Here is a 20,703-nt window from a genome sequence, read left to right as displayed (position 1 = left end):
TTTTGGCCTGACCACTTGTAAGTGCGGTCGGACCAAAATAAAATGAGGCGAACTTCCGGGGGAGCCTCATGCTGCGTCACATCCTTTTGTCCCTGGCCTGTGCGGCCATCTTGCCAGCCCACGCTGCCGATCGCATCATCCTGGTCGGCGATTCGACCGTCGCCAGCGGCGGGGGATACGGCGACTACCTGTGCCGGCGACAGCGCGCCGACACGACCTGCCTCAATCTTGCCAAGAACGGCCGCAGTTCCGGCTCCTTCCGTGCCGAGGGCCGCTGGGACGAGGTACAGGCATTGCTGCGCGATGGAGCCGGCTTCCACAAAACTTATGTGCTGATGCAGTTCGGCCACAACGACCAGCCGGGCAAGCCCGGCCGCTCGACGGACCTGGTCAAGGAATACCCTGCGAACCTGGCGCGCTATGTGGCCGACGTGAAGGCGGGTGGCGGCGTGCCGGTGCTGGTGACCTCTCTCACGCGCCGCAGCTTCCGCAATGGCTACGTGTGGAATGACCTGGCGCCCTGGGCATCGGCCGCACGCGAAGTGGCGCGGAGCGAAGGCGTAGCGGTGCTGGACTTGAATGCGCTATCCCTGGCTGCCGTGCAGGCCATGGGGCCGGAAAATGCCGACACGCTGGCCCAACCTAAAGGCGCAGGATTCGACTACACCCACCTTGGTCCAAAAGGCGGCCGCTTCTTCGGCGACATGGCCGCGCGCGAACTGCTGCGCCTGTTCCCTGCCCTCGGGCCCCTGACAGATCCTGCTGAGACCTCGCGCCAGGCTGCGCGCGAACATGCGCCTGCCGACGGTTGGGCCGGCGAGCAAGGCGGCACGCATGGCGGCGCCGCTGCTCCCGCCTCGGCCTTGCATACCGTCGCCACTCCGGCCGAACTTCGCTCCGCCTTGGCCGCCGCTCACGAGGCACGCATCATCCAGGTACGCGGCATGCTCGACATGGCCGACGCAGCCAAGCCCGGCTTGCTGCGGATTCCATCCAACACCACGCTGATCGGGCTTGGCGAAGATGCGGGCCTTGTGAATGCGAGCATTATTGTGGCCAACGTGAGCCAGGTCGTTATCCGCAACCTCGCGCTCAGCAATCCATGCGACCCCGATCCGAAATGGGATCCCCAGGACGGGCCGCACGGCAACTGGAATTCGCAGTACGACGGCATTACCGTCACCGGTTCGCATCACGTCTGGCTCGACCATAACAGCTTCACCGATGCGCCGCGCACCGACGGCCAGTCGCCCAAAGAGAACGGCATGCTGAAGCAGTGCCACGACGGCGCACTCGATATCACGGCGGCTTCTGACTTCGTCACCGTGTCGTACAACCACTTCGCATTGCACGAAAAGAACACACTGGTTGGAGCCAGCGACCGCGCCACCGGCGATGAAGGCCACCTGCGCGTGACCTTCTCGAACAACTTCTTCGACCACGTGACAGCGCGCACTCCACGCGTAAGGTTCGGGCAAGTCCACTTGTTCAACAACTTCCACAAGGGTTCGCGCAAGCATGCCGAGTACGCGCATGAATACAGCGTCGGCGTCGCCAAACAGGCGCGCGTGATCATCGATGCCAACGCCTACGACATCGAAGGCGCGCGTGGCTGCGGCGATGTGCTGCACAATCCGGGCATGTCCGAACCGGGCTCGGTCCTTGACCGCGGCTCGCAATTGAACGGCAAAACACTGGCCGATTGCGGCTTCCCTACAGACGTCGGATGGAGCGTCCCCTACGGCTATACCGCCCTCCCCGCTGGCGACGTGCAGCCCAACGTCATGGCCAATGCCGGTGCCGGCCACCTATCCAGACTCCGCCCCGCGGCCCGCTAAGGCGTGATCCGCAGATAATCGATGTCGGCGTAAGAACCCTTCGCGCCGGTGGCGAACAGTGCGATCTGGGCGCCGACCCAGCGGCCCATAGCGGCGGTGAACGGCGTGCCTGCGGGTGTGAAGTGGACGCCGTCCTGGCCATAGGAGAACGCGGTTTGGCCACCAGCGCCAACATCCATGCGCAAATGGACGGACGTCTTCAGCGGCAACGGGAACGATGCTTCCTGCTGTTCCTTGCATCTATCATTGGCTGCCTCGCAGCGTACGTAGGCAACACGCAGTCCGCCGTGCTCGCGGCGCAGGCCCAGCCAGGCGTAGCTTTGGCCGTACATGGCCAGGCCGACCATATCGCCGTCGGCAACAGCATGCAGGTCGACCTTCGTCACTGCGGTAAAGACTGGCGCAGGAGGTTTCTGCGTCAGCACTGCAGGCAATGATCGCAGCGGCGCGATAGCGGCTTCGCCATTCGCCGGCGCTGCCACGGGCTGAGCGTACAGGCGCAGGAAGCCGGCACGTGCAGTCAGCGAGTTCCAGCCGGGTGCCGGATTGGCCACCCATTGCCACTGCGGTGCGAGGCGCTTTGCGCCGAACTCGTCGCCGCTTGCCAGCGACGCCGGCGCCAGCCCCGCTATCGGCTTGGCGTATTCAAGCACAGGCTGTCCCACACCCGGCTTGACGGAAGGCTCGCCGATGAGCGGCCAACCGTCATCCAGCCAGCGCATAGGCTGCAAATGCACCACGCGGCCGAACGCGCGCTTGTCCTGGAAGTGATAGAACCAGTCGCCGCCATCTTCCGCTCCCACCCAGGCGCCCTGGTGCGGACCATTGGTGGAGGAACTGCCCTGCTCCATAACGATGCGCGCTTCATACGGTCCGTCGATATGCCGTGAACGGAACACCGACTGCCATCCCGACTCCACACCACCGGCCGGTGCGAACACGTAGTACCAGCCATTGCGCTTATAGAGCTTGGGGCCTTCCAGCGTCTTATAGCCCGGCAGCGTATTGCCATCGATGACCACGCGGCTGACCTGGTCCAGCATGCGGCTGCCGTCCGGCGCCATAGGGCGCAGGCTCAGGACGTTGTTGAAGCCCGCGCGCGACTTCGCCCACCCATGCAGCAGCCACGCTTTGCCGTCGTCGTCCCACAGCGGCGCTGGATCGATCAAGCCTTTACCGGCCATGATCAGCCGCGGCTTGCTCCATGGGCCAGCAAAGTCTTTGGCGGTGATGACGTAGATGCCGAAATCCGGATCGGGATAGAAGATCCAGAACTTGCCATCGTGAAAGCGCAGGCACGGCGCCCATACGCCCTTGCCATGCTGCGGCGTGCGAAACGCCTTTCCCGGCACCAGCCTTCGCAGGGCATGGCCGACCAGCCTCCAGTTCAGCATATCGCCCGACTCCAGCAATGGCAGGCCAGGTACATTGGTGAAACTTGAAGAAGTCATGTAGTAGCGCTTGCCGACGCGGATTACATCCGGGTCCGAATAGTCGGCATGCAGGATCGGGTTGCGGTAACGGCCATCGGCCAAATCCGGCGACCACGGCGCGCGGCGCGTTTGCGGTACGCCGAGCGTGCGCTCAAGGAAACCTTGCATGGCATCGACAGTCGGGGCCAGCCAAGGGTCGAACAACCAGAAAGAGTGCGGCGTCCCGGGTAAATGCACATGCTCGGCCGGTATCTTGTATTGCCTGAGCCGCGCCGCCAACGCCTCGCGCCCAACGCTGAAGCGCGCCTGGGCGCTGGTGACAAACAGTACCGGCGCGCTGCCTGCACCTGCATGCGTCAGGGGCGATGCATCGCGCCAACGCGCTTCCTGTTCGGCATAGCGGCCGCCCAACCAGGCAGCGGCCGCGGACGGGTTCCTGGCCGGGTCGTCTTCATGCTTGCGCGCCTCCTCGGAGGTAAAGTCGGACAGGCCATCTATATTAATGGCCGCCTGCACGGCACTCGACGCATCACTGCCGCTCGTCATGCCGACCAATGCAGCAATCTGGCCGCCCGCCGATCCACCGGCGGCGGCGATGCGCTTATCGTCCAGGCCATATTGCGGCGCCGCCAGGCGCAGCCAGCGAACCGCCTGTTTGACATCGTCGATCGCAGCAGGATACTGTGCTTCGCCTGACAAACGATAATCGACCGTGGCGGCCGCGAAGCCTCGCGCCGCAAGGCGGGCAGCCAGTGGCGCCATATTTTCCCGTGTGCCGCTGCGCCATCCCCCGCCGTGGACCAGCACGACCAGCGGCGAAGGGCGTTCATCGCCGCCGCCATTCGGCCCGGGCAGGTAAAGGTCGAGCTGCAACGCATGCTCTGCGCGTTGGGCATATGTAAGGTTGCGCAGCACGCGAACCGGTGCAGGTGCCTCTGCAGCAGCAACCGCAATGTAAGGATACTGGCCGGCCAGCTTGGCAAACGTTGTTCCGGCGTTATATGGCGCCTCCCCAGATGCCGCCATGCTGTTCGCGCCGGCGGCCAGCCAGGCGACGCCCAGCACGGCTTGCAGCCTCCTCATGCAATCTCCTCAACCGCAAACCGTACGGTGCGCCGCAAACTCTGCCCTGGCGCCAGGACGGTAAGGCCATTCGCGGCCGCACCGCCCGGCAGGTTATGCGCGTTGACCGGATGGTCGACCGGCTCGAAACAGAAGAAGTCCTTGCCCGCTGGGACGTACAGGATGTAATAAGCCATGTCTGCGCTGATGCGCAGCCGCAAACGTCGCGTCGGCCAGTCGATCTGTGCGCGGCCATCCCAGCCGGTGAAGGCGTTATCGACGCCTGCACGCGGCAGTGGGCGCGCCGCATCGCCGCCGAAATCCCATGCCGACGGCACAGTGCTGCGTGCCGCGGGCAGCTTGTCGGCGTCGGACAGCCACACGCCATCTGCGGCAGCCCGCAACCGCGCGCCTTCCGGGTCGGGCAGCCATGGATGCAGCCCGAGGCCAAACGGCAGCGGATGCTGGCCGTCGTTGGTCACCTTGAGCGTCACCCGCAACGCGTTGTCCGACAGCGTATAGGCCATGTGCGCGGTGAATGCGAATGGCGAACCGTCGCGGCGGTGGAGCGAGAGCACGACGCTGCTGTCGTCCCTGGCCTCGACGTTCCACGGCATGCGCCAGCCATCGCCATGGATCGGGCAAGGTTCGCCTGCGCGTGTTGGCGCGGGCGTGATACGGCGGCCTTCAAATTCAAAACCTTCAGGGGCGATCCGGTTGGACCAGGGGACGAGCGGGAAACAGGCCAACTGGCCCGGCAGCGGCTGCGCGACGCCGTCTGGAGCCGGGCGCAGCACCGCAGCCGGCGCAATGCCGCCAAGCCAGTCAAGCCGCGCCAGGCCGCCGCCGGCAGCCGGCAGCACTACCGCCTGCAAGCAGCCGCTGCGCAGTTCGATCATTTGAACATCGGGCCATCGAGCAGGAATTTACCGCCCTGGTAGATGGTGGTGATGTCGTCCTTCTGCGGGAAGTCGGAAGTATCCGGGAACAGGTGCGCGAACTTCGCCGACGAATCCTTCGGGCGATAGCCCAGGTGCGCCGCACAGCGGTTATCCCACCACACCGAATCGTTGTCCGACATGCCGAACACAATGGTGTGGCCCACACGCGGTGCGAACAGCGAGCAGCGCAGCAGCTCCGTCAAATCGTCATACGAAAGGTAGGTCGACATCATGCGCTTGTTGGCCGGCTGGGGGAAGCTGGAGCCGATGCGGATGCAGACAGTCTCGATGCCGAAGCGGTCGTAGTAGTAGCGCGACATCTGCTCGCCAAATACCTTTGAAATGCCGTACATGCTGTCCGGCCGCGTCGGCATGTTCGCATCCAGCATATCGGTGGTCTTGTAGTAGCCGATCGCATGGTTCGAGCTGGCGAACATCAGGCGCTTCACGCCGTGCTTATAGGCCGCCTCGTACAGGTTCGCCACGCCAAGGATATTGGCCTGCATGATCGCCTCGAACGGTGCTTCGGTCGAAATGCCGCCGAAGTGCAGCACGGCATCCACGCCCTCCATCAGCTTCATCACCGCGGCCTTGTCGGACAGGTCGCACTGCACCAGCTCCTCGCCGGGGCGCGCCTCGCCCATGTCGGCGATATCGCTCAGGCGCACCACTTCCGCCCACGGCTTGATGCGGTCGCGCAGCACTTTTCCCAGGCCGCCCGCAGCGCCGGTCATCAGGATCCGCTTGAATGGTTTTCCAGTTTGCGTCATGTCTTTTACTCCGTCATCAGGTTACCGGCGCTGGATTGAACAGCGCCAGCGAATTATGGATCTTCCAGTGTTCGGCCCAGGTTTCCTTGCCGCTCGCCACATCCAGCATCAGGTGGAACAACTCCCAGCCGACATCCTCGATGCTGGCTTCGCCGCTGGCAATGCGTCCCGCGTTCACGTCCATCAGGTCGTGCCAGCGCTGCGCCAGGTCGTTGCGTGTGGCGACCTTGATCACCGGTACCGCCGCGAGGCCGTATGGCGTACCGCGGCCGGTGGTAAAAACGTGGATGTTCATGCCGGCCGCCATCTGCAGCGTGCCGCAAATGAAATCGCTGGCTGGCGTCGCCGCGTAGATCAGGCCTTTCTGCGTCAGCTTGTCGCCCGGGGACAGCACGCCGTTGATGGCCCCCGAACCGGACTTCACAATCGAACCCATGGCTTTTTCCACAATGTTCGACAGGCCGCCTTTCTTGTTGCCCGGCGTGGTGTTGGCGCTGCGGTCAACGCCGCCGCGCTTCAGGTAATCGTCGTACCACTGCATTTCGCGGATCATCGCCGCCGCCACTTCGGGCGTCTCGGCGCGCGAAGTAAGCTGGTCGATGCCGTCGCGCACTTCCGTCACTTCCGAGAACATCACGCTGGCGCCGGCGCGCACCAGCAGGTCGGTGGCATAGCCCACTGCCGGATTGGCAGTCACGCCGGAGAAAGCATCGCTGCCGCCGCACTGCACGCCGACCACCAGTTCGGACGCAGGCACGGTTTCGCGCTGGCGTGCATTCAACGCTTTCAGGTGATGCTCCGCAGTGCGCATGATCGAGTCGATCATGGAATTGAAGCCGACATGCGCTCCGTCCTGCAGGCAGACCACGTCCGGCTCGCCGGCCGCCGCGTTAAGGTTGGCCGACGCGATCGGGATGCTCCCGGTCGGGAACAGTCGCGTGGGCGGCAGCTTCTCGCAGCCGAGACTGACCACCATCACCTGGTTGCCGAAGTTCGGGTTCCTGCTGATATTGCGCAGCGTGCGAATCGGCACATCGGCGCCCGGCGCATCGATCGCCACGCCACAGCCGTAGATATGCTCCAGCCCCACCACATCATCCACATTGGGATAGCGCGGCAGCAGTTCTTCCTTGATGCGCTTGACCGCGTGGTCGACCACGCCCGACACGCACTGCACGGTGGTAGTCACGGCCAGGATATTGCGCGTGCCGACCGAACCATCGGCATTCCGGTAACCCTGGAAGGTGTAGCCCTCCAGCGGCGGCAGCGGCGCCGGCTTGCGGGTGCCGATCGGCAGGCCATCCAGCGAACGGGCGCCCGGCATGCGCAACACCTTCTCAGACACCCAGGAACCGCGGGGAATCGCCTGGTCTGCGTAACCGATGGTCACGTTATAGCGCGTCACGGCAGCGCCTTCAGCCAGGTCGGCCAGCGCGACTTTATGCCCTTGAGGCACGCCTTCGACCAGCGTCAGGCCGTCCGGGAATACCGAGCCAGCCGGCAAGCCGCCGTCATTGACCACGATGGCGACATTGTCAGCCTCGTGCATCTTGATGTAGCGTGCAATTTTCATAGAAATCCTTTGGGTACTTGCATTGTTCCTTGCCTTCGTTTTCAGTATGCCACACAAAAATCTCGATTGGCTAGTCCACCTTGCATATTTGGTCTGACCAAATTAGAATGGCCTGACCAGATGACGCACTTTCACCACACTTAAAACGTCGCATCGGAGACCTATGAAGCCGACATCGTCCCTGCTGGCAGCCGCCCTGGCATGCCTGTTCGTCCTCAACCCGGCCCACGCGGATGGCCCCTACCGCAATCCCGACAACAAAAACCAGAACGATGCCGGCGAAGGCAGCTACCCTGTGCCCTACAAGATGCCGACCGCCGCCGACATCACCGGCACGCTGCAAAAAGTGCGCGGCTATATGGACAGCGTGACCCCGACCCGCGTCATCAACAAAAAAACCGGCGCGCCGGTCAGCGACCTGAAAACCCCGGTGGCCGACGCGATCTTCGAACCGAGCAAGGGCGACTTCGGCATCCAGGTGTACGAAATGGGCGTGGTGCACTCCGGCTTGCTGCGCGCAGCCGAAGCGACCGGCGACCGCAATTTCCTCGCCATGACCGAGCGCCACTTCAACTTTTTCAAAGCGACCAAGCCTTACTTCACCGAGCAGGAGAAGCAGTTCAAGCTGGAGCGCGCCAACAGCTTCTCGCGCTTCCTCGACCCGCGCTCGCTCGATGATTCGGGTTCGATGTGCGCCGCCCTGATGCGCGCCCGCGCCGCCAAGGTCGGCCCCGACCTGTCGGACATGATCGCCACCTGCAGCGATTGGGTCGCCAACAAGCAGTTCCGCCTGAAAGACGGCACCCTGGCCCGCAAACGTCCTCAGGCTGAGTCATTGTGGGGCGATGACCTGTACATGGGCGTGCCGGCACTGGCTGAAATGGGGCGCATGACCGGCAAACGTTCCTACTACGACGACGCAGTGAACAATGTGCTGAACATGGCCGGCTACCTGTTCAACCCGCAGACCAACTTGTATACCCACGGCTGGCACGCCGGCATGAAGGATGCACCGAACTTCTACTGGTCGCGCGCCAACGGCTGGGCGGTGCTGGCCATGTCCGACCTGCTGGACGTGCTGCCGCAAGACCATCCCGGCTATCCGAAAGTACTGGCGCAATTGCGCCTGTCGCTGAAAGGCATTGCAGAGCGCCAGTCCGGCGGCGGCTTGTGGCACCAGATGATCGACCGCAACGACTCCTATCTGGAAACCTCGGCTTCGGCCATCTTCACCTACGTGATTGCGCATGCCGTCAACCAGGGATGGATTTCGCCGGCGCCGTACGGTTCCATCGCCCAAGCCGGCTGGGCCGGACTGCAGACCAGGGTCACCGACAAAGGCGAAGTGGAAGGCACTTGCGTCGGCACCACGCTGGCCGGCGACCAGGTGTACTACTACAACCGCCCGACCAGCAAACACGCGCTGCATGGCTACGGCCCTGTACTGCTGGCAGGCGCCGAAATGATCAAGCTGGTCACCAATCCCAAGCTCGATATCCAGTACCGCGTGCGCACCTACCATTACCTGCCGAAAGGCGGCGAGACCGACTACCGCGAACACCACTAAGGAGCAGCCATGAAGACCACCCGCATCCTTGCCGCACTGGCCGCCGCCCTGCCCGCGCTTGCCGCCAGCGCAGCGGAGCGCCTGACCATCACGCTGCAGCACGACCTCGACATCGCGCGTCCCTCGGAGACTGTAGGCGTGCCATGGTCGGAAGTGAACAAGGCCTTGCCGCACGCACTGGTGCAAAAGATCGCCGTGCGCGATGGCTCCGGCCGCGTGGTGCCGCACCAGGTCACCAACGTTGCGCCACAGGCGAAAGATCCGCAGAACGTCGGCATCGCCTACGGCGAGCTGATTTTCCAGCACAGCTTCAAGGCAGGCGAAAAGTCCGCCACCTACACCGTAGAAAAGATCGACGGCGTCGCACCCGTATTCGCCGCGCAAACCTTCGCCCGTTACGTGCCCGAGCGCCTGGACGACTTCGGCTGGGAGAACGACAAGATCGGCCACCGCACCTACGGCCCCGCCCTGGCCGCCCCGGCGCCGCCCGGCGTCGCAAAGGAGGTGCTGGTGACCTCCGGCCTGGACCTGTGGTTCAAGCGCGTGCCCTACCCTATCGTCGACCGCTGGTACAACAAAGGCCACGACCACTACCACCATGACGAAGGCGAAGGCATGGACATGTACAACGTCGGCCGCTCGCGCGGCGCCGGCGGTACCGGCATATGGGACGGCGGCAAGCTGTATGTCTCGACCAACTACGCAAGCTGGAAAGTACTGGCCAATGGCCCGGTGCGTTCAGTGTTCGAACTGGCGTACGCCGCGTGGGACGCTGCCGGTACGCCCGTCACGGAAACCAAGCGCTTCACCGTCGACGCAGGCCAGCAGCTCGACATGATCGAATCCACATTCTCCTATGCAGGCGAGAAGCCGCTGACCATTGCGGCAGGACTGAACAAGACGCCAAGCGACAAAGGCCAAAGCCCGCAAATCGCCACCAGGCGCGAAGGCAGGATATTGCTGCAATGGGTCGAGCAGTCCAGCAACGGCGCCTTCGGTACCGCCCTCATCGTGCCCACCGCGCAAGGCTTTGCAGAGGACAGCTTGAACGAATTGATCCTCGCCCCGGCAACGGCAGGCAAGCCATTCCGCTACTACGCCGGCGGCGCCTGGAGCCGCGCCGGCGAAATCACCACCCGCGAGCAATGGGAAGCCTACATCGCCAACGCCGCCGCCCGCGCCGCCAATCCCGTGCGCACTGTCCTTGCGGTTTCCAAATGAAAATGTCCGCTCCGGGGTCAGGAACAAAAGTGGACATGTTGCGCTCACGCCGCGCCGTGCTTCGCGCAGCCGTCGCTGGCGGCACGCTGCTTGCGTCGCATCCCGCGCTCGCACGCATCGCTGCCGCCGCGGCGGCAGCGGTCAATGGCGGTCCCTGGCTGCGTGCAAGGGAAATCGCAGCACGCTTTGCCACACCGCTCACCTTCCGCAAGCAGGATTTCCTGGTGACGAAATATGGCGCCAAGCCCTGCAAACTGCTCTCCGTACAAGGCCAGATAGCCTCGCTCGAACCGGGCACGCTGCAAACGCCGGCGCAAGGCAGCCATGACTGCTACCCAGCCATCAGCGCTGCCATCGCAGCTGCACACCAAACCGGCGGCGGCCGCGTCGTCATCCCTGAAGGCGTGTGGTACATCAAGGGCCCGCTCGTGCTGCGCTCCAACGTCCACGTGCACCTGGCAAAAGGCGCCCGCCTGATGTTCAGCGCCAATCCGGACGATTACGCGAAATACGGCGACATCGACTGCGGCCGGAACGGCAAGCTGGTTCGCAGCCGCTGGCAAGGCAACGACTGCCTGAACTTCTCCCCGCTGGTCTACGCCCACGGCCAGAAGAATATCGCCCTCACCGGCGAAGACTGGACTTCCGTGCTCGACGGCCAGGGCGGCATCCCATTCGAAAATAACCCGCAGGAATGCTGGTGGGACTGGAAAGGCCGCGGCAAGCCCGCGCGTGAACGCACTGAAATCGCCCCCAACCCGGACAACGCCCCGCTCGCCCAGCGCGCGCCGCACCTCACACCGGAAGACCGCGCCCTGATCGCAGGCCCGGGCAACCGCTGGCAAACCGACTCGCGCTACCTGCCCGCGCTTTCCGAAGCCGGCATTCCGGGCAGGGAACGCATTTTCGGCCACGGCCACTTCCTGCGCCCCTGCATGGTCGAACTGATCGAGTGCGAAAACGTCCTGCTCCAGGGCTACCAAATCGCCGGTGCGCCATTCTGGGTGCACCACCCGGTCGCCAGCCGCAACGTCCACTTCAAGGACGTGAACATGCAAAGCCTCGGCCCGAACAGCGATGGCTTCGATCCTGAAGCCTGCGATGGCGTGCTGGTGGAAGGCTGCACCTTCAACAACGGCGACGACTGCATTGCCATCAAGGCCGGCAAGAACCAGGACACCCACTACGGCCCCACCCGCAATATCCTGATCCGCAATTGCGTGATGAACAGCGGCCATGGCGGCGTCACGCTGGGCAGCGAAATGGCCGGCGGCATTGAGCACATCTACGCCGAGCAGATCGAATTCAGGAACCTGCATTGGGCCAGCGATGCACTCAACACCGCCATTCGCCTGAAAACAAACATGAACCGCGGCGGTTTCCTGCGCCACCTCTACGTGCGCAATTGCACGCTGCCGAACGGCGTGCAGACCAGCCCGGGCATCTACAAGCCGCTGCCCGGCACCAGCAAGCCATCCGGACAGGTCGCCTCCGGCGCCGGCGCCGTAATCACCATCGACTGCGATTACGCGCCAGCGGACGACGCCGTGCGCAATCGCCCGCCGCAAGTATCGGACATCGAAATCTCAGGCCTCAAAGTCGGCAACGTCAACTCAGCCCAGGGCAAGGTCTCCTGTTACCAGGCCATGGTGCTGCTCGGCCCCGTCGCCGGCAGCTACAACGGCGCCGCAGGCTTAGCGATCCCCCCCATCACGCGCGTGAAAATCCGCGACTGCGACTTCGGAACGCCACGCAATGCCGGGCAACCGTGGTTTCTGCACAACGTACGCGGACTTGTGCTCGATAACGTCACCATAGGCGAAAAGCGCTACAGCGGGGAATTTTCCGCCGACGCCTGATCTGGACAGGCCAATTTTGCAAATAAATATATTTGGACTGACCACATTGCAAAAACATTAGCATAGAATACCAAAACCGGCCTGACCAATTACAAGAGCCGGCAGCAACGATAAACAGGAGATGGCATGAAGTTTACGGATCAAACCGAGGCCTTGCGCAAGTTCGCGCTGCGTCTCGTCGGCACTTACTCAGTCACCGCGCTCGCCATGGGCCTCGCCCACGCACAGTCCACCGCACCGGCCGCGCCGGCAGCAGAACCAGAAATGAAGGTAGTCGTCACCGGCCTGCGGGCCGCGCTGGAATCGGCGCTGAACAAAAAGCGCGAGGACAACGGCATCGTCGACGTCATCAAGGCCGAAGACATGGGCAAATTCCCCGACACCAACCTGGCCGAATCGCTGCAGCGCGTGCCGGGCGTGGTGATCGACCGCGATGCCGGCGAAGGGCGCAGCATCACCGTGCGCGGCCTGGGCCAGGACTTCACCCGCGTGCGCATCAACGGCCTGGAAGCGCTGGCCACCACCGGCGGCACCGACAGCTCCGGCGGCACCAACCGCTCGCGCGGCTTCGACTTCAACGTGTTCGCCTCCGAGTTGTTCTCGTCGCTGACTGTGCGCAAGAGCTCCTCCGCCGACGTGGATGAAGGCTCATTGGGCGCCACCGTCGACCTGCAGACCATGCGCCCCTTCGACCTGAAAGGCTTCAACGCTACGATCACCGCCAAAGGCAAGTACAACGACCTGTCGAAGAAGACCGACCCGCGCGTAGCTTTCCTGCTGTCCGACACCTTCGCCGACCGCAAAGTGGGCGTGCTGCTGTCCGGTGCCTTCTCCAAGCGCCAGCTGCTGGAAGAAGGCTTCTCCACCGTGCGCTGGGACAACGGCCCGTCGAGCGGCGGCTGGTGCGCACCGCAAGGCGTGAGCGCCAACCCGTCCAATTCCACTGCTGCGACTTGCGGGCCTGCTGCACAAGCCGTGCCACGCCTGCCTGCATCGCAAGCCGCGACCGATGCCTACAACCTGGCCAGCAACGCCAATAGCTTCCATCCGCGCCTGCCGCGCTATGGCCGCCTGACCCACGACCAGGACCGCATAGGCCTGACCGGTGCCGTGCAATGGCGCCCTATGCAAGGCTCGCTGGTCACCTTCGACATGCTGTATGCGAAGCTCGATGCGACGCGCCAGGAAGACTTCCTGGAAGCGATTTCGTTCAGCCGCTCCGCCAGCCAGGGCGGCAAGCCGCAAACCTCGGTAGTGGAAGCACAGTACGCACCGAACGGCAACCTGTTGTACGGCAAATTCAACGGCGTCGACATGCGCGCCGAGTCGCGCTTCGACAAGTTGTCCACCACGTTCACGCAGCCGACGCTGACCCTCGACCAGCGCTTGACCGATACCCTGCAACTGCAAGCACGCGTCGGCCGCGCCACGTCGAAGTTCCGCAATCCGGTGCAGACCACTACTACGCTCGATGCGCTGAACGTAAACGGCTACGCCATCGACTTCCGCCAGGATGATCGCCACCCGATCATTTCGCTGCCGTACGACCCGGCAGCCGGCGGCAGCATGGGAATTATCGGCGTGCCGCAGGTTGCCAGCGGCACCCAGCCGACCACCGTCGCCAACACCACCACCAGCGAGATCCGCATCCGCCCGCAGGGCGCCAACAATCGCAACGACACGGCGACCGTAGACTTGGCCTGGGAAGCTTCGGACGCGCTGACCATCAAGGGCGGCCTGAATCGCAAGAAGTACGACTTTGATTCCTATGAGTCGCGCCGCGTGAACCAGAACGACACCATCTTCGCGCCGCCCTCCGGTTCGGGCAACCTGGCCACCACGCTAAGCGGCTTTGGCAAAGGCCAGAACCTGCCGGCCGGCACCTATACCACCTGGTTGATCCCGGACCTGAACGCCATCGCCAAGGCGTATGACATCTACTGCAACTGCATCAAGAGCGGTCCGGCCGGAGGGCCGGGCGACTTCACCCTGTCCTCCGTCACCAACGGCAATGCCCGCGGCAACAACCGCTCCGTCAACGAGGAAGACAAAGGCTTCTACCTGATGGGCGAATTCAAGACGGAGCTCGGCACCATTCCCCTGCGCGGCAACTTCGGCGCCCGCTACGTCAAGACCGAGCTTTCTGCTACCGGCTACCAGGCTGCCGGCGGCGGCACTGCCGTTACCGTCAACAATGAATACTCGGACACCCTGCCATCGCTGAACATCGCCGCCACGCTGACACCGGACCTGATCGCACGCTTCGCCGCGGCCAAGGTGATGACCCGTCCGCAGCTGAACAACCTGTCGCCGGGCGGCACCATCGCTACCACCGGTACGCCGAGCATCACCACTGGCAATCCGCTGCTGAAGCCTTTCCGCGCCAAGACCTTCGACACCAGCCTCGAATACTACTTCGGCAAGAACGCCTTTGTCGGCCTGGGACTGTTCCAGAAGAACATCAGCACCTACATCCAGTCCCTGCGCACCAATATCGCGTTCAAGGACACCGGGCTGCCGATGTCGCTGCTGCCGGCCAATTTCACCGGCGAAGAAGTGTTCCAGGTGACGGCACCAATCAACACCGATGGCGGCAAGTTGAAGGGCTTCGAACTGAATTACCAGCAGCCGTTCACCTTCCTGCCAGCGTGGGGCAAGGACTTCGGCACGCTGCTGAACTACACCCATGTGAAGTCGAAGATCGAGTACGTGGTCTCGCCAACCAGCGACACCCGCATTACCGACGACTTGCTGAACCTGTCGCCGCGCTCGTGGAACGCCACGCTGTACTACGACAACGGCAAGCTCAGTGCCCGCATCTCGGCTTCTTCCCGCTCCTCGTTCGTAACCCGCGTGCCGGGCCAGAACAACAACGACGTCGAAGGCAAGAACAAGTCGCTGAACGTGGACCTCTCGCTGTCGTATAAAGTCAACGACAAGCTGGAATTCACGCTGGAAGGCGTGAACCTGACCAACGAAGAAAACGACCAGTTCGTGAGCCGCGCGCGCAACAGCGTGGTGGTGAACAACGTGACCGGCCGCGAATTCCTGGCCGGCTTGCGCTACAAGTTTTAAGGTGTTTCAAAGGCGTCTCTCCGCCTCTGCTTCCGGCCCCGCCTAGCGCGGGGCTTTTTTTTTCTGCGAGAATGTCCACATTCGTTCCTGACCCCAAGGTGGACGTTTTGGCTAGCGAAATGCAACTAAGTGAGGTTCCCGGCGAGAGCCCGCATTTCGTGCGCTCGGTTGCGGAAATGGGCGACACGCGCGATGTCATTGCCAGCCGGGATATCTATGCCAGCAACGGCACCAAGCTGCTGGCCAAGGGCGCCCGTATCGACAGCAAGCAGTTCGAAAAGCTTACCCGCTATAAGCTGTCCGCCCCGCTCGACCAGGTACTGTCTTCCGACAAGGCGGTGGATGGCGCCATGCTGGCGATCGAATTCGACCGCATCCTGGAACACGACGCCACCTACCGCCAGCTGCTCTCGCGTGCCGGCGATCCGCGCCAGTTAAAGCACTGCACTGCCAACCTGCGCCTGCACTCGACCGTCGAGTTGCGCCTGACCGTCATGGCGGACAAGCACGCCGAAATGTTCGAACACACCCTGCGCACTTCCATCATCTCCTTCGCCTGCGCCCAGCGCATGGGCGTTGCGGCGGCCGGCCTGCCCGCAGTGCTGCTGGCTTCCTTGTGCCACGACTTCGGCGAGATGCACACCGATCCGCGCATCCTCGACCAGTCGCACCAGGTCACGGCGCAAGAACGGCGCTTCGTGCACGTGCATCCTGTCACGGGATACGTGCTGCTGAAGGACTTGCCGGGCTTTCCCTCCGCCGCCAGCAAAGCCGTGCTGCAGCATCATGAACGGCTGGACGGCAGCGGTTACCCGCATGCCCTGCACGGCGCGCAGGTCGACCGGCTGGCACGCATCGTCGCTGCCGCCGATGTCACCGAAACAGTGTTGCGCCGCCTCGATATGCAGCGCCTTGAAATGCTGTACCGGATCAACAAGCCGCGTTTCGATGGCGATGTACTGGCCATCCTGCGCGACCTGTTGCAACCGCAGGCCGGCCAGCCCGCCGAAGCCGGCCCCGCCACCGATCCGTCTCGGCGCCTGAACCATTTATCGGATTTGCTGCAGGCCTGGTTCGACCTCAGGGCAATGCTGGAACAGCGCCCCGCCACCGATTCTCCGGGCTCGCCGATAGCCTTCCTGTTCGAGCGCATGGCGTCGATCCGCTCACTGGTGCTGCAAGCCGGCTTCAATCCGGACGATATGACCAGCATTCTGGCCATGATGCAGGACGACCCGGAGGTGCTGGCTGAAGTGCGCGCCATGCTCGATGAAATGGATTGGCTTCTGGCCGACCTGGCCAACGAGATCGACCGCCGTTCGCCGGAGCTTGACGGCCTGTCGCAGGGTGCCCTGAAAGACCTGATGCAGCGCCTGCGCCCTGAAGTTCATTAACAAAACGGTTGCAAATGCTTACACCGATTACATGGCACGATGTTTTTTGCGCGCACCGCCAGCCATATACTGCAGCCACGCGACTTGCGGAAACCAACAAATGAAAGGGTACGCCATGAAAACCACCAAGCTGTTCGCTGCCGTCCTGGTATCGGCCTTCGTCTTGCCAGCCTTCGCCCAATCCACTCCTAACCTCGACAAGCGCGAAGATCGCCAGCAAGGCCGCATCGTGCAAGGCATCGAGTCGGGCCAGTTGACCGCCAAGGAAGCGCAGCACCTGGAAGCACGCGAAGCCAAGCTGGCCAGCGACGAAGCAATGGCCAAGGCCGACGGCAAAGTGACCCGCAAGGAGCGCAACAAGCTGCAGCGCGAAGCTGACCGCAACAGCGCCGCCATCCACCACCAGAAGCACGACAAGCAGACCCGCTGATTCCAATGCCAGCGCGCTATGACGCCATCGTAATCGGCAGCGGCCCCGGTGGCGCCAGCGTCGCACAGTCGCTGGCGCGGCATGGCCAGCGCGTACTGGTACTGGAGCAAGGCAGCGGCGCCCCTTTGCGCGGCACGCTGGCCCAGATGGCGGGCATCGGCGCCATTCCCGGCAAGGGCGCTTTCCTCCATCGCGATGCATCGCTGCTGGTGCGCGGGCTGGCTACCGGCGGCAGCTCTACCCTGAATTTCGCCACCGCCGCCGCGCCCCCGCTCGAACGCTTCGCGGCGCTGGGCATCGACCTGGCACCCTCCCTCGCGGAATGCCGTGCCGAGCTCCCGATCGGCCAGTTGCCGGACGAACTGCTCGGCCCCATGGCCCGGCGCATCATGCAGGCCGCGCTGTCGTCCGGCCTGCCCTGGCAAAAGCTCGACAAGATGATCCGCCCCGCCATCTGCCGCACCGGCTGCTGGCGCTGCGTCTATGGCTGTCCGTTTGGCGCCAAGTGGACTGCGCGCGACCTGCTGGATGACGCACGCCTGCACGGCGCCCATATCCTGGACAATGCGCAGGCCATGCGCGTCGTGCGCGAGCAGGGCCGCGCAACCGGCGTGGAATACCTGCGCGATGGCGCGGCACATACGGTCCAGGCCAAAGTTGTGATATTGGCCGGCGGCGGCATCGGCAGCCCGCGCCTGCTGCACGCTTCCGGGCTGGCGCCGCGCAGCCTGCCGTTCATCAGCGACCCGGTGGTGGCGGTGATGGGCGCGCTCGACGATATCGAAGGCGGCGCAGAGGTGCCGATGGCTGCCGGCATGGCGCTGCCGGAAGAAGGCCTGTCCTTCGCCGACCTGACGCTGCCCAGGCCGATGTACCAGGCCTTCGCGCTGCAGGTAGGCCGCATTGACCGCCTGTTCGCGCACCGCCGCACGCTCAGCATCATGGTCAAGATCCGCGACCAGGCCGGCGGCGGCATCGGCCCGCACTGGGTCGACAAGACGCTGCAGACGGAGGACCGCGAGCGCCTGCGCCGCGGCACCGCTATGGCGCGGCGCATCCTGTCCCAGGCCGGCGCCCGCCATGTATTCCAGAGCTGGCATTTCGCCGCTCACCCGGGCGGCGCGCTGGCCGTGGGCGGAGGCGGCCCGGCGTCCGTGGACAGCGAATTGCGCACAGCAACGCCCGGGCTCTACATCTGCGACGCCTCCGTCCTGCCCGTCCCCTGGGGCCTGCCGCCCACCCTCACGCTGCTTGCACTCGGCAAGCGCCTGGGGCACCGACTACAGGAATTCATGTAGTCAAAATACTTTGAATTTATCGCTTTTTCTGCTGCGTTTACGCCACACAGCAACAGTACACGTAGTCAAACTACTCCATACTTTGTCGACCAAACAAAGAAAGGAAGGACTATGGAGACTCAACGCAAGGCCCTGACTACGGCCATCCTGGCCGCATTCGCCATCCACGCGCAGGCCGCGCCAGACACCTCGGTCGGCAACAAGCAAGGCTTCAACACGGACGTGATCTACCAGATCGTGACCGACCGCCTGGCGGACGGCAACAGCGCCAACAATCCCACCGGCAGCGCCTTCAGCTCCGGCTGCACGCAGAAAAAACTGTTCTGCGGCGGCGACTGGAAAGGCATCCAGAACAAGATCGAAGATGGCTACCTGACCGGCATGGGCATTACCGCCATCTGGATTTCGCAGCCGGTCGAAAACATCACCGCCGTGCTGAACTACTCGGGCACCAACAGCACCGCCTATCACGGCTATTGGGCGCGCGACTTCAAACGCGCCAATCCAGCCTTCGGCACCATGACTGATTTCACCAATATGATCAACGCGGCCCACGCCCGCAACATCAAGGTGATCATCGACTTCGCGCCCAACCATACCTCGCCCGCTTCGGCTAGCGACACCACCTTCGGCGAAAACGGCAAGCTGTATGACAATGGCGCCCTGATGGCGGGCTACGGTTCGGACCCGAATGGCTACTTCCACCATAATGGCGGCACCGATTTTTCCACGCTGGAAAGCGGCATTTACCGCAACCTGTTCGACCTGGCGGACCTGAACCACAATCACGCCACCGTTGACGGCTACATGAAGGCCGCCATCAAGGTCTGGCTGGACCTGGGCATTGACGGCATCCGCATGGACGCAGTCAAGCACATGCCTTTCGGCTGGCAAAAGAGCCTGATGTCCTATATCCACGGCTACAAGCCGGTGTTCACTTTCGGCGAGTGGTACCTGAGCGAGAATGAAGTCGATCCGGCCAACCACTACTTCTCCAACCGCAGCGGTATGAGCCTGCTGGACTTCCAGTTTGCGCAGAAAGTGCGCCAGGTCTTCAAGGATGGCTCGGCGAACATGACTTCGCTGAACCAGATGGTGAGCGATACCGCCGGACAGTACGCCCACGTGGCCGACCAGGTGACCTTCATCGACAACCACGACATGCCGCGCTTCCAGGTGGCCGGCGCCAGCGGCCGCAAGCTGGAACAGGCACTGGCCTTTACCCTTACCTCGCGCGGCGTGCCGGCCATCTACTATGGCACCGAGCAATACATGCAAGGCACCGGCGATCCCGACAACCGCGCGATGATGACGTCCTTCGCCACCACCACGGCGGCCTATAAACTGGTGGGCCGCCTGGCGCCGCTGCGCAAGTCCAATCCCGCCATCGCCTACGGCAGTACGCAGCAGCGCTGGGTCAATAACGATGTGCTGATCTATGAACGCAGCTTCGGCAACAACGTGGCCGTGGTGGCGATCAACCGCAACTTGTCCAGCGCAACGCCGATCAGCGGCTTCATCGCCGGCCTGCCCCCAGGCAGCTATACCGACGTGCTGAATGGCCTGGGCTTCAATGGCAACAGCATCACAGTCGGGGCCAACGGCGCGGTCGGCAACTTCACGCTGGCGGCCGGCGCTGTCGCGCTCTGGCAGTACACCGCTACAGTGGCTTCACCAAAACTTGGCCACGTGGGGCCAAATATGTCGATGCCAGGCAAGACCATTACCATCGACGGCCGCGGCTTCGGCGCTTCCAAAGGCACAGTGAAATTCGGCAGCACGGTGGTCAGCGGCGCCAATATCCTCTTGTGGGAAGATACCCAGGTCAAGGTACTGGTGCCAAACGTGGCGGCAGGCATGAGCGGCGTGAGCATCGTTACTGCAGGCGCTGTGACGAGCGATAGCTGGGACAACTTCGAAATCCTCAGCGGCCCGCAGGTAACGGTACGTTTCGTCGTCGGCAACGCTACCACGGTGTCGGGCGAAAACGTCTACCTGGCAGGGGATAAGTTCGAACTTGCCAACTGGAGCGCAGCAGCGCCGCTTGGCCCGCTGTTCAACCAGGTGGTCTACAGCTATCCGAACTGGTACACCGATGTCAGCGTGCCGGCCGGCACCACGCTCAGCTACAAGTTCCTGAAGAAGAGCGCCAATCCCACCGTGTGGGAAGGCGGCGGCAACCACACTTTCACCACCCCGGCCAGCGGCACGGCGACAGTGAACGTGAACTGGCAGCCTTGAC

The 20,703-nt window shown here is 63.5% G+C and carries 13 protein-coding genes; 9 read left to right on the top strand and 4 right to left on the bottom strand.

The window, feature by feature from the left end; translation table 11 throughout:
- Positions 1–68: 68 nt before the first annotated feature.
- A complete protein-coding gene (locus ASD07_RS11610; RefSeq protein ID WP_055929729.1) occupies positions 69–1,838 on the top strand; it encodes a GDSL-type esterase/lipase family protein in 1,770 nt (589 codons plus the stop codon).
- Here the strand turns inward: ASD07_RS11610 and ASD07_RS30095 are convergent.
- Genes ASD07_RS30095 through garD form a run of 4 tightly spaced genes read right to left on the bottom strand, consistent with a single transcriptional unit; the run spans position 1,835 to position 7,617 of the window.
- A complete protein-coding gene (locus ASD07_RS30095) occupies positions 1,835–4,354 on the bottom strand; it encodes a family 43 glycosylhydrolase (protein ID WP_082507269.1) in 2,520 nt (839 codons plus the stop codon). The two genes, ASD07_RS11610 and ASD07_RS30095, sit on opposite strands and share 4 nt — an antisense overlap.
- The gene (locus ASD07_RS11600) at positions 4,351–5,232 is read right to left on the bottom strand and encodes an aldose 1-epimerase (protein ID WP_055929726.1); all 882 of its coding nucleotides are present in this window, start codon (positions 5,230–5,232) and stop codon (positions 4,351–4,353) included. The genes ASD07_RS30095 and ASD07_RS11600 overlap by 4 nt, the downstream gene beginning before the upstream one ends.
- Entirely contained in the window at positions 5,229–6,044 is an 816-nt protein-coding gene (locus tag ASD07_RS11595; RefSeq protein ID WP_055929723.1) for an NAD(P)-dependent oxidoreductase, read from the bottom strand. The genes ASD07_RS11600 and ASD07_RS11595 overlap by 4 nt, the downstream gene beginning before the upstream one ends.
- A 16-nt stretch (positions 6,045–6,060) precedes the next feature.
- Positions 6,061–7,617: a galactarate dehydratase gene (gene garD / locus ASD07_RS11590; RefSeq protein ID WP_055929720.1), complete on the bottom strand. Its 1,557-nt coding sequence runs from the start codon at positions 7,615–7,617 to the stop codon at positions 6,061–6,063.
- A gap of 163 nt (positions 7,618–7,780) precedes the next feature.
- Here garD and ASD07_RS11585 point away from each other — a divergent pair, with 163 nt between their 5' ends.
- The 8 genes from ASD07_RS11585 to ASD07_RS11550 all read left to right on the top strand — a co-directional run bounded on the left by ASD07_RS11585 (position 7,781) and on the right by ASD07_RS11550 (position 20,702).
- Positions 7,781–9,184: a glycoside hydrolase family 105 protein gene (locus ASD07_RS11585; RefSeq protein ID WP_055929717.1), complete on the top strand. Its 1,404-nt coding sequence runs from the start codon at positions 7,781–7,783 to the stop codon at positions 9,182–9,184.
- Between the two features lie 9 nt (positions 9,185–9,193).
- Positions 9,194–10,405, top strand: a complete 1,212-nt coding sequence (locus ASD07_RS11580; protein WP_055929714.1) for a DUF4861 family protein — start codon at positions 9,194–9,196, stop codon at positions 10,403–10,405.
- A gap of 35 nt (positions 10,406–10,440) precedes the next feature.
- Positions 10,441–12,264: a glycoside hydrolase family 28 protein gene (locus ASD07_RS11575; RefSeq protein WP_055929711.1), complete on the top strand. Its 1,824-nt coding sequence runs from the start codon at positions 10,441–10,443 to the stop codon at positions 12,262–12,264.
- 126 nt (positions 12,265–12,390) lie between these two features.
- Positions 12,391–15,339 (top strand): TonB-dependent receptor, encoded by a 2,949-nt coding sequence (locus ASD07_RS11570; protein WP_055929709.1) that lies wholly within the window; start codon positions 12,391–12,393, stop codon positions 15,337–15,339.
- 119 nt (positions 15,340–15,458) lie between these two features.
- On the top strand, positions 15,459–16,733 hold the full coding sequence (locus tag ASD07_RS11565; RefSeq protein ID WP_162246551.1) for an HD-GYP domain-containing protein: 1,275 nt from the start codon (positions 15,459–15,461) through the stop codon (positions 16,731–16,733).
- 115 nt (positions 16,734–16,848) lie between these two features.
- Positions 16,849–17,163 carry a hypothetical protein gene (locus ASD07_RS11560; protein WP_055929705.1) on the top strand — a complete coding sequence of 105 codons (315 nt, stop codon included), beginning with the start codon at positions 16,849–16,851 and terminating at the stop codon, positions 17,161–17,163.
- A 5-nt stretch (positions 17,164–17,168) separates the two neighbouring features.
- Positions 17,169–18,461, top strand: a complete 1,293-nt coding sequence (locus tag ASD07_RS11555; RefSeq protein ID WP_055929702.1) for an FAD-dependent oxidoreductase — start codon at positions 17,169–17,171, stop codon at positions 18,459–18,461.
- 111 nt (positions 18,462–18,572) lie between these two features.
- Positions 18,573–20,702 (top strand): alpha-amylase family glycosyl hydrolase, encoded by a 2,130-nt coding sequence (locus ASD07_RS11550; RefSeq protein ID WP_055929700.1) that lies wholly within the window; start codon positions 18,573–18,575, stop codon positions 20,700–20,702.
- Position 20,703 lies beyond the last annotated feature (1 nt).

This window comes from Duganella sp. Root336D2, from assembly GCF_001425005.1.
Lineage (GTDB): Bacteria > Pseudomonadota > Gammaproteobacteria > Burkholderiales > Burkholderiaceae_D > Rugamonas.
Note: the sequence above shows the minus strand (reverse complement) of the source record. Positions and strands in the feature narration are given on the sequence as shown.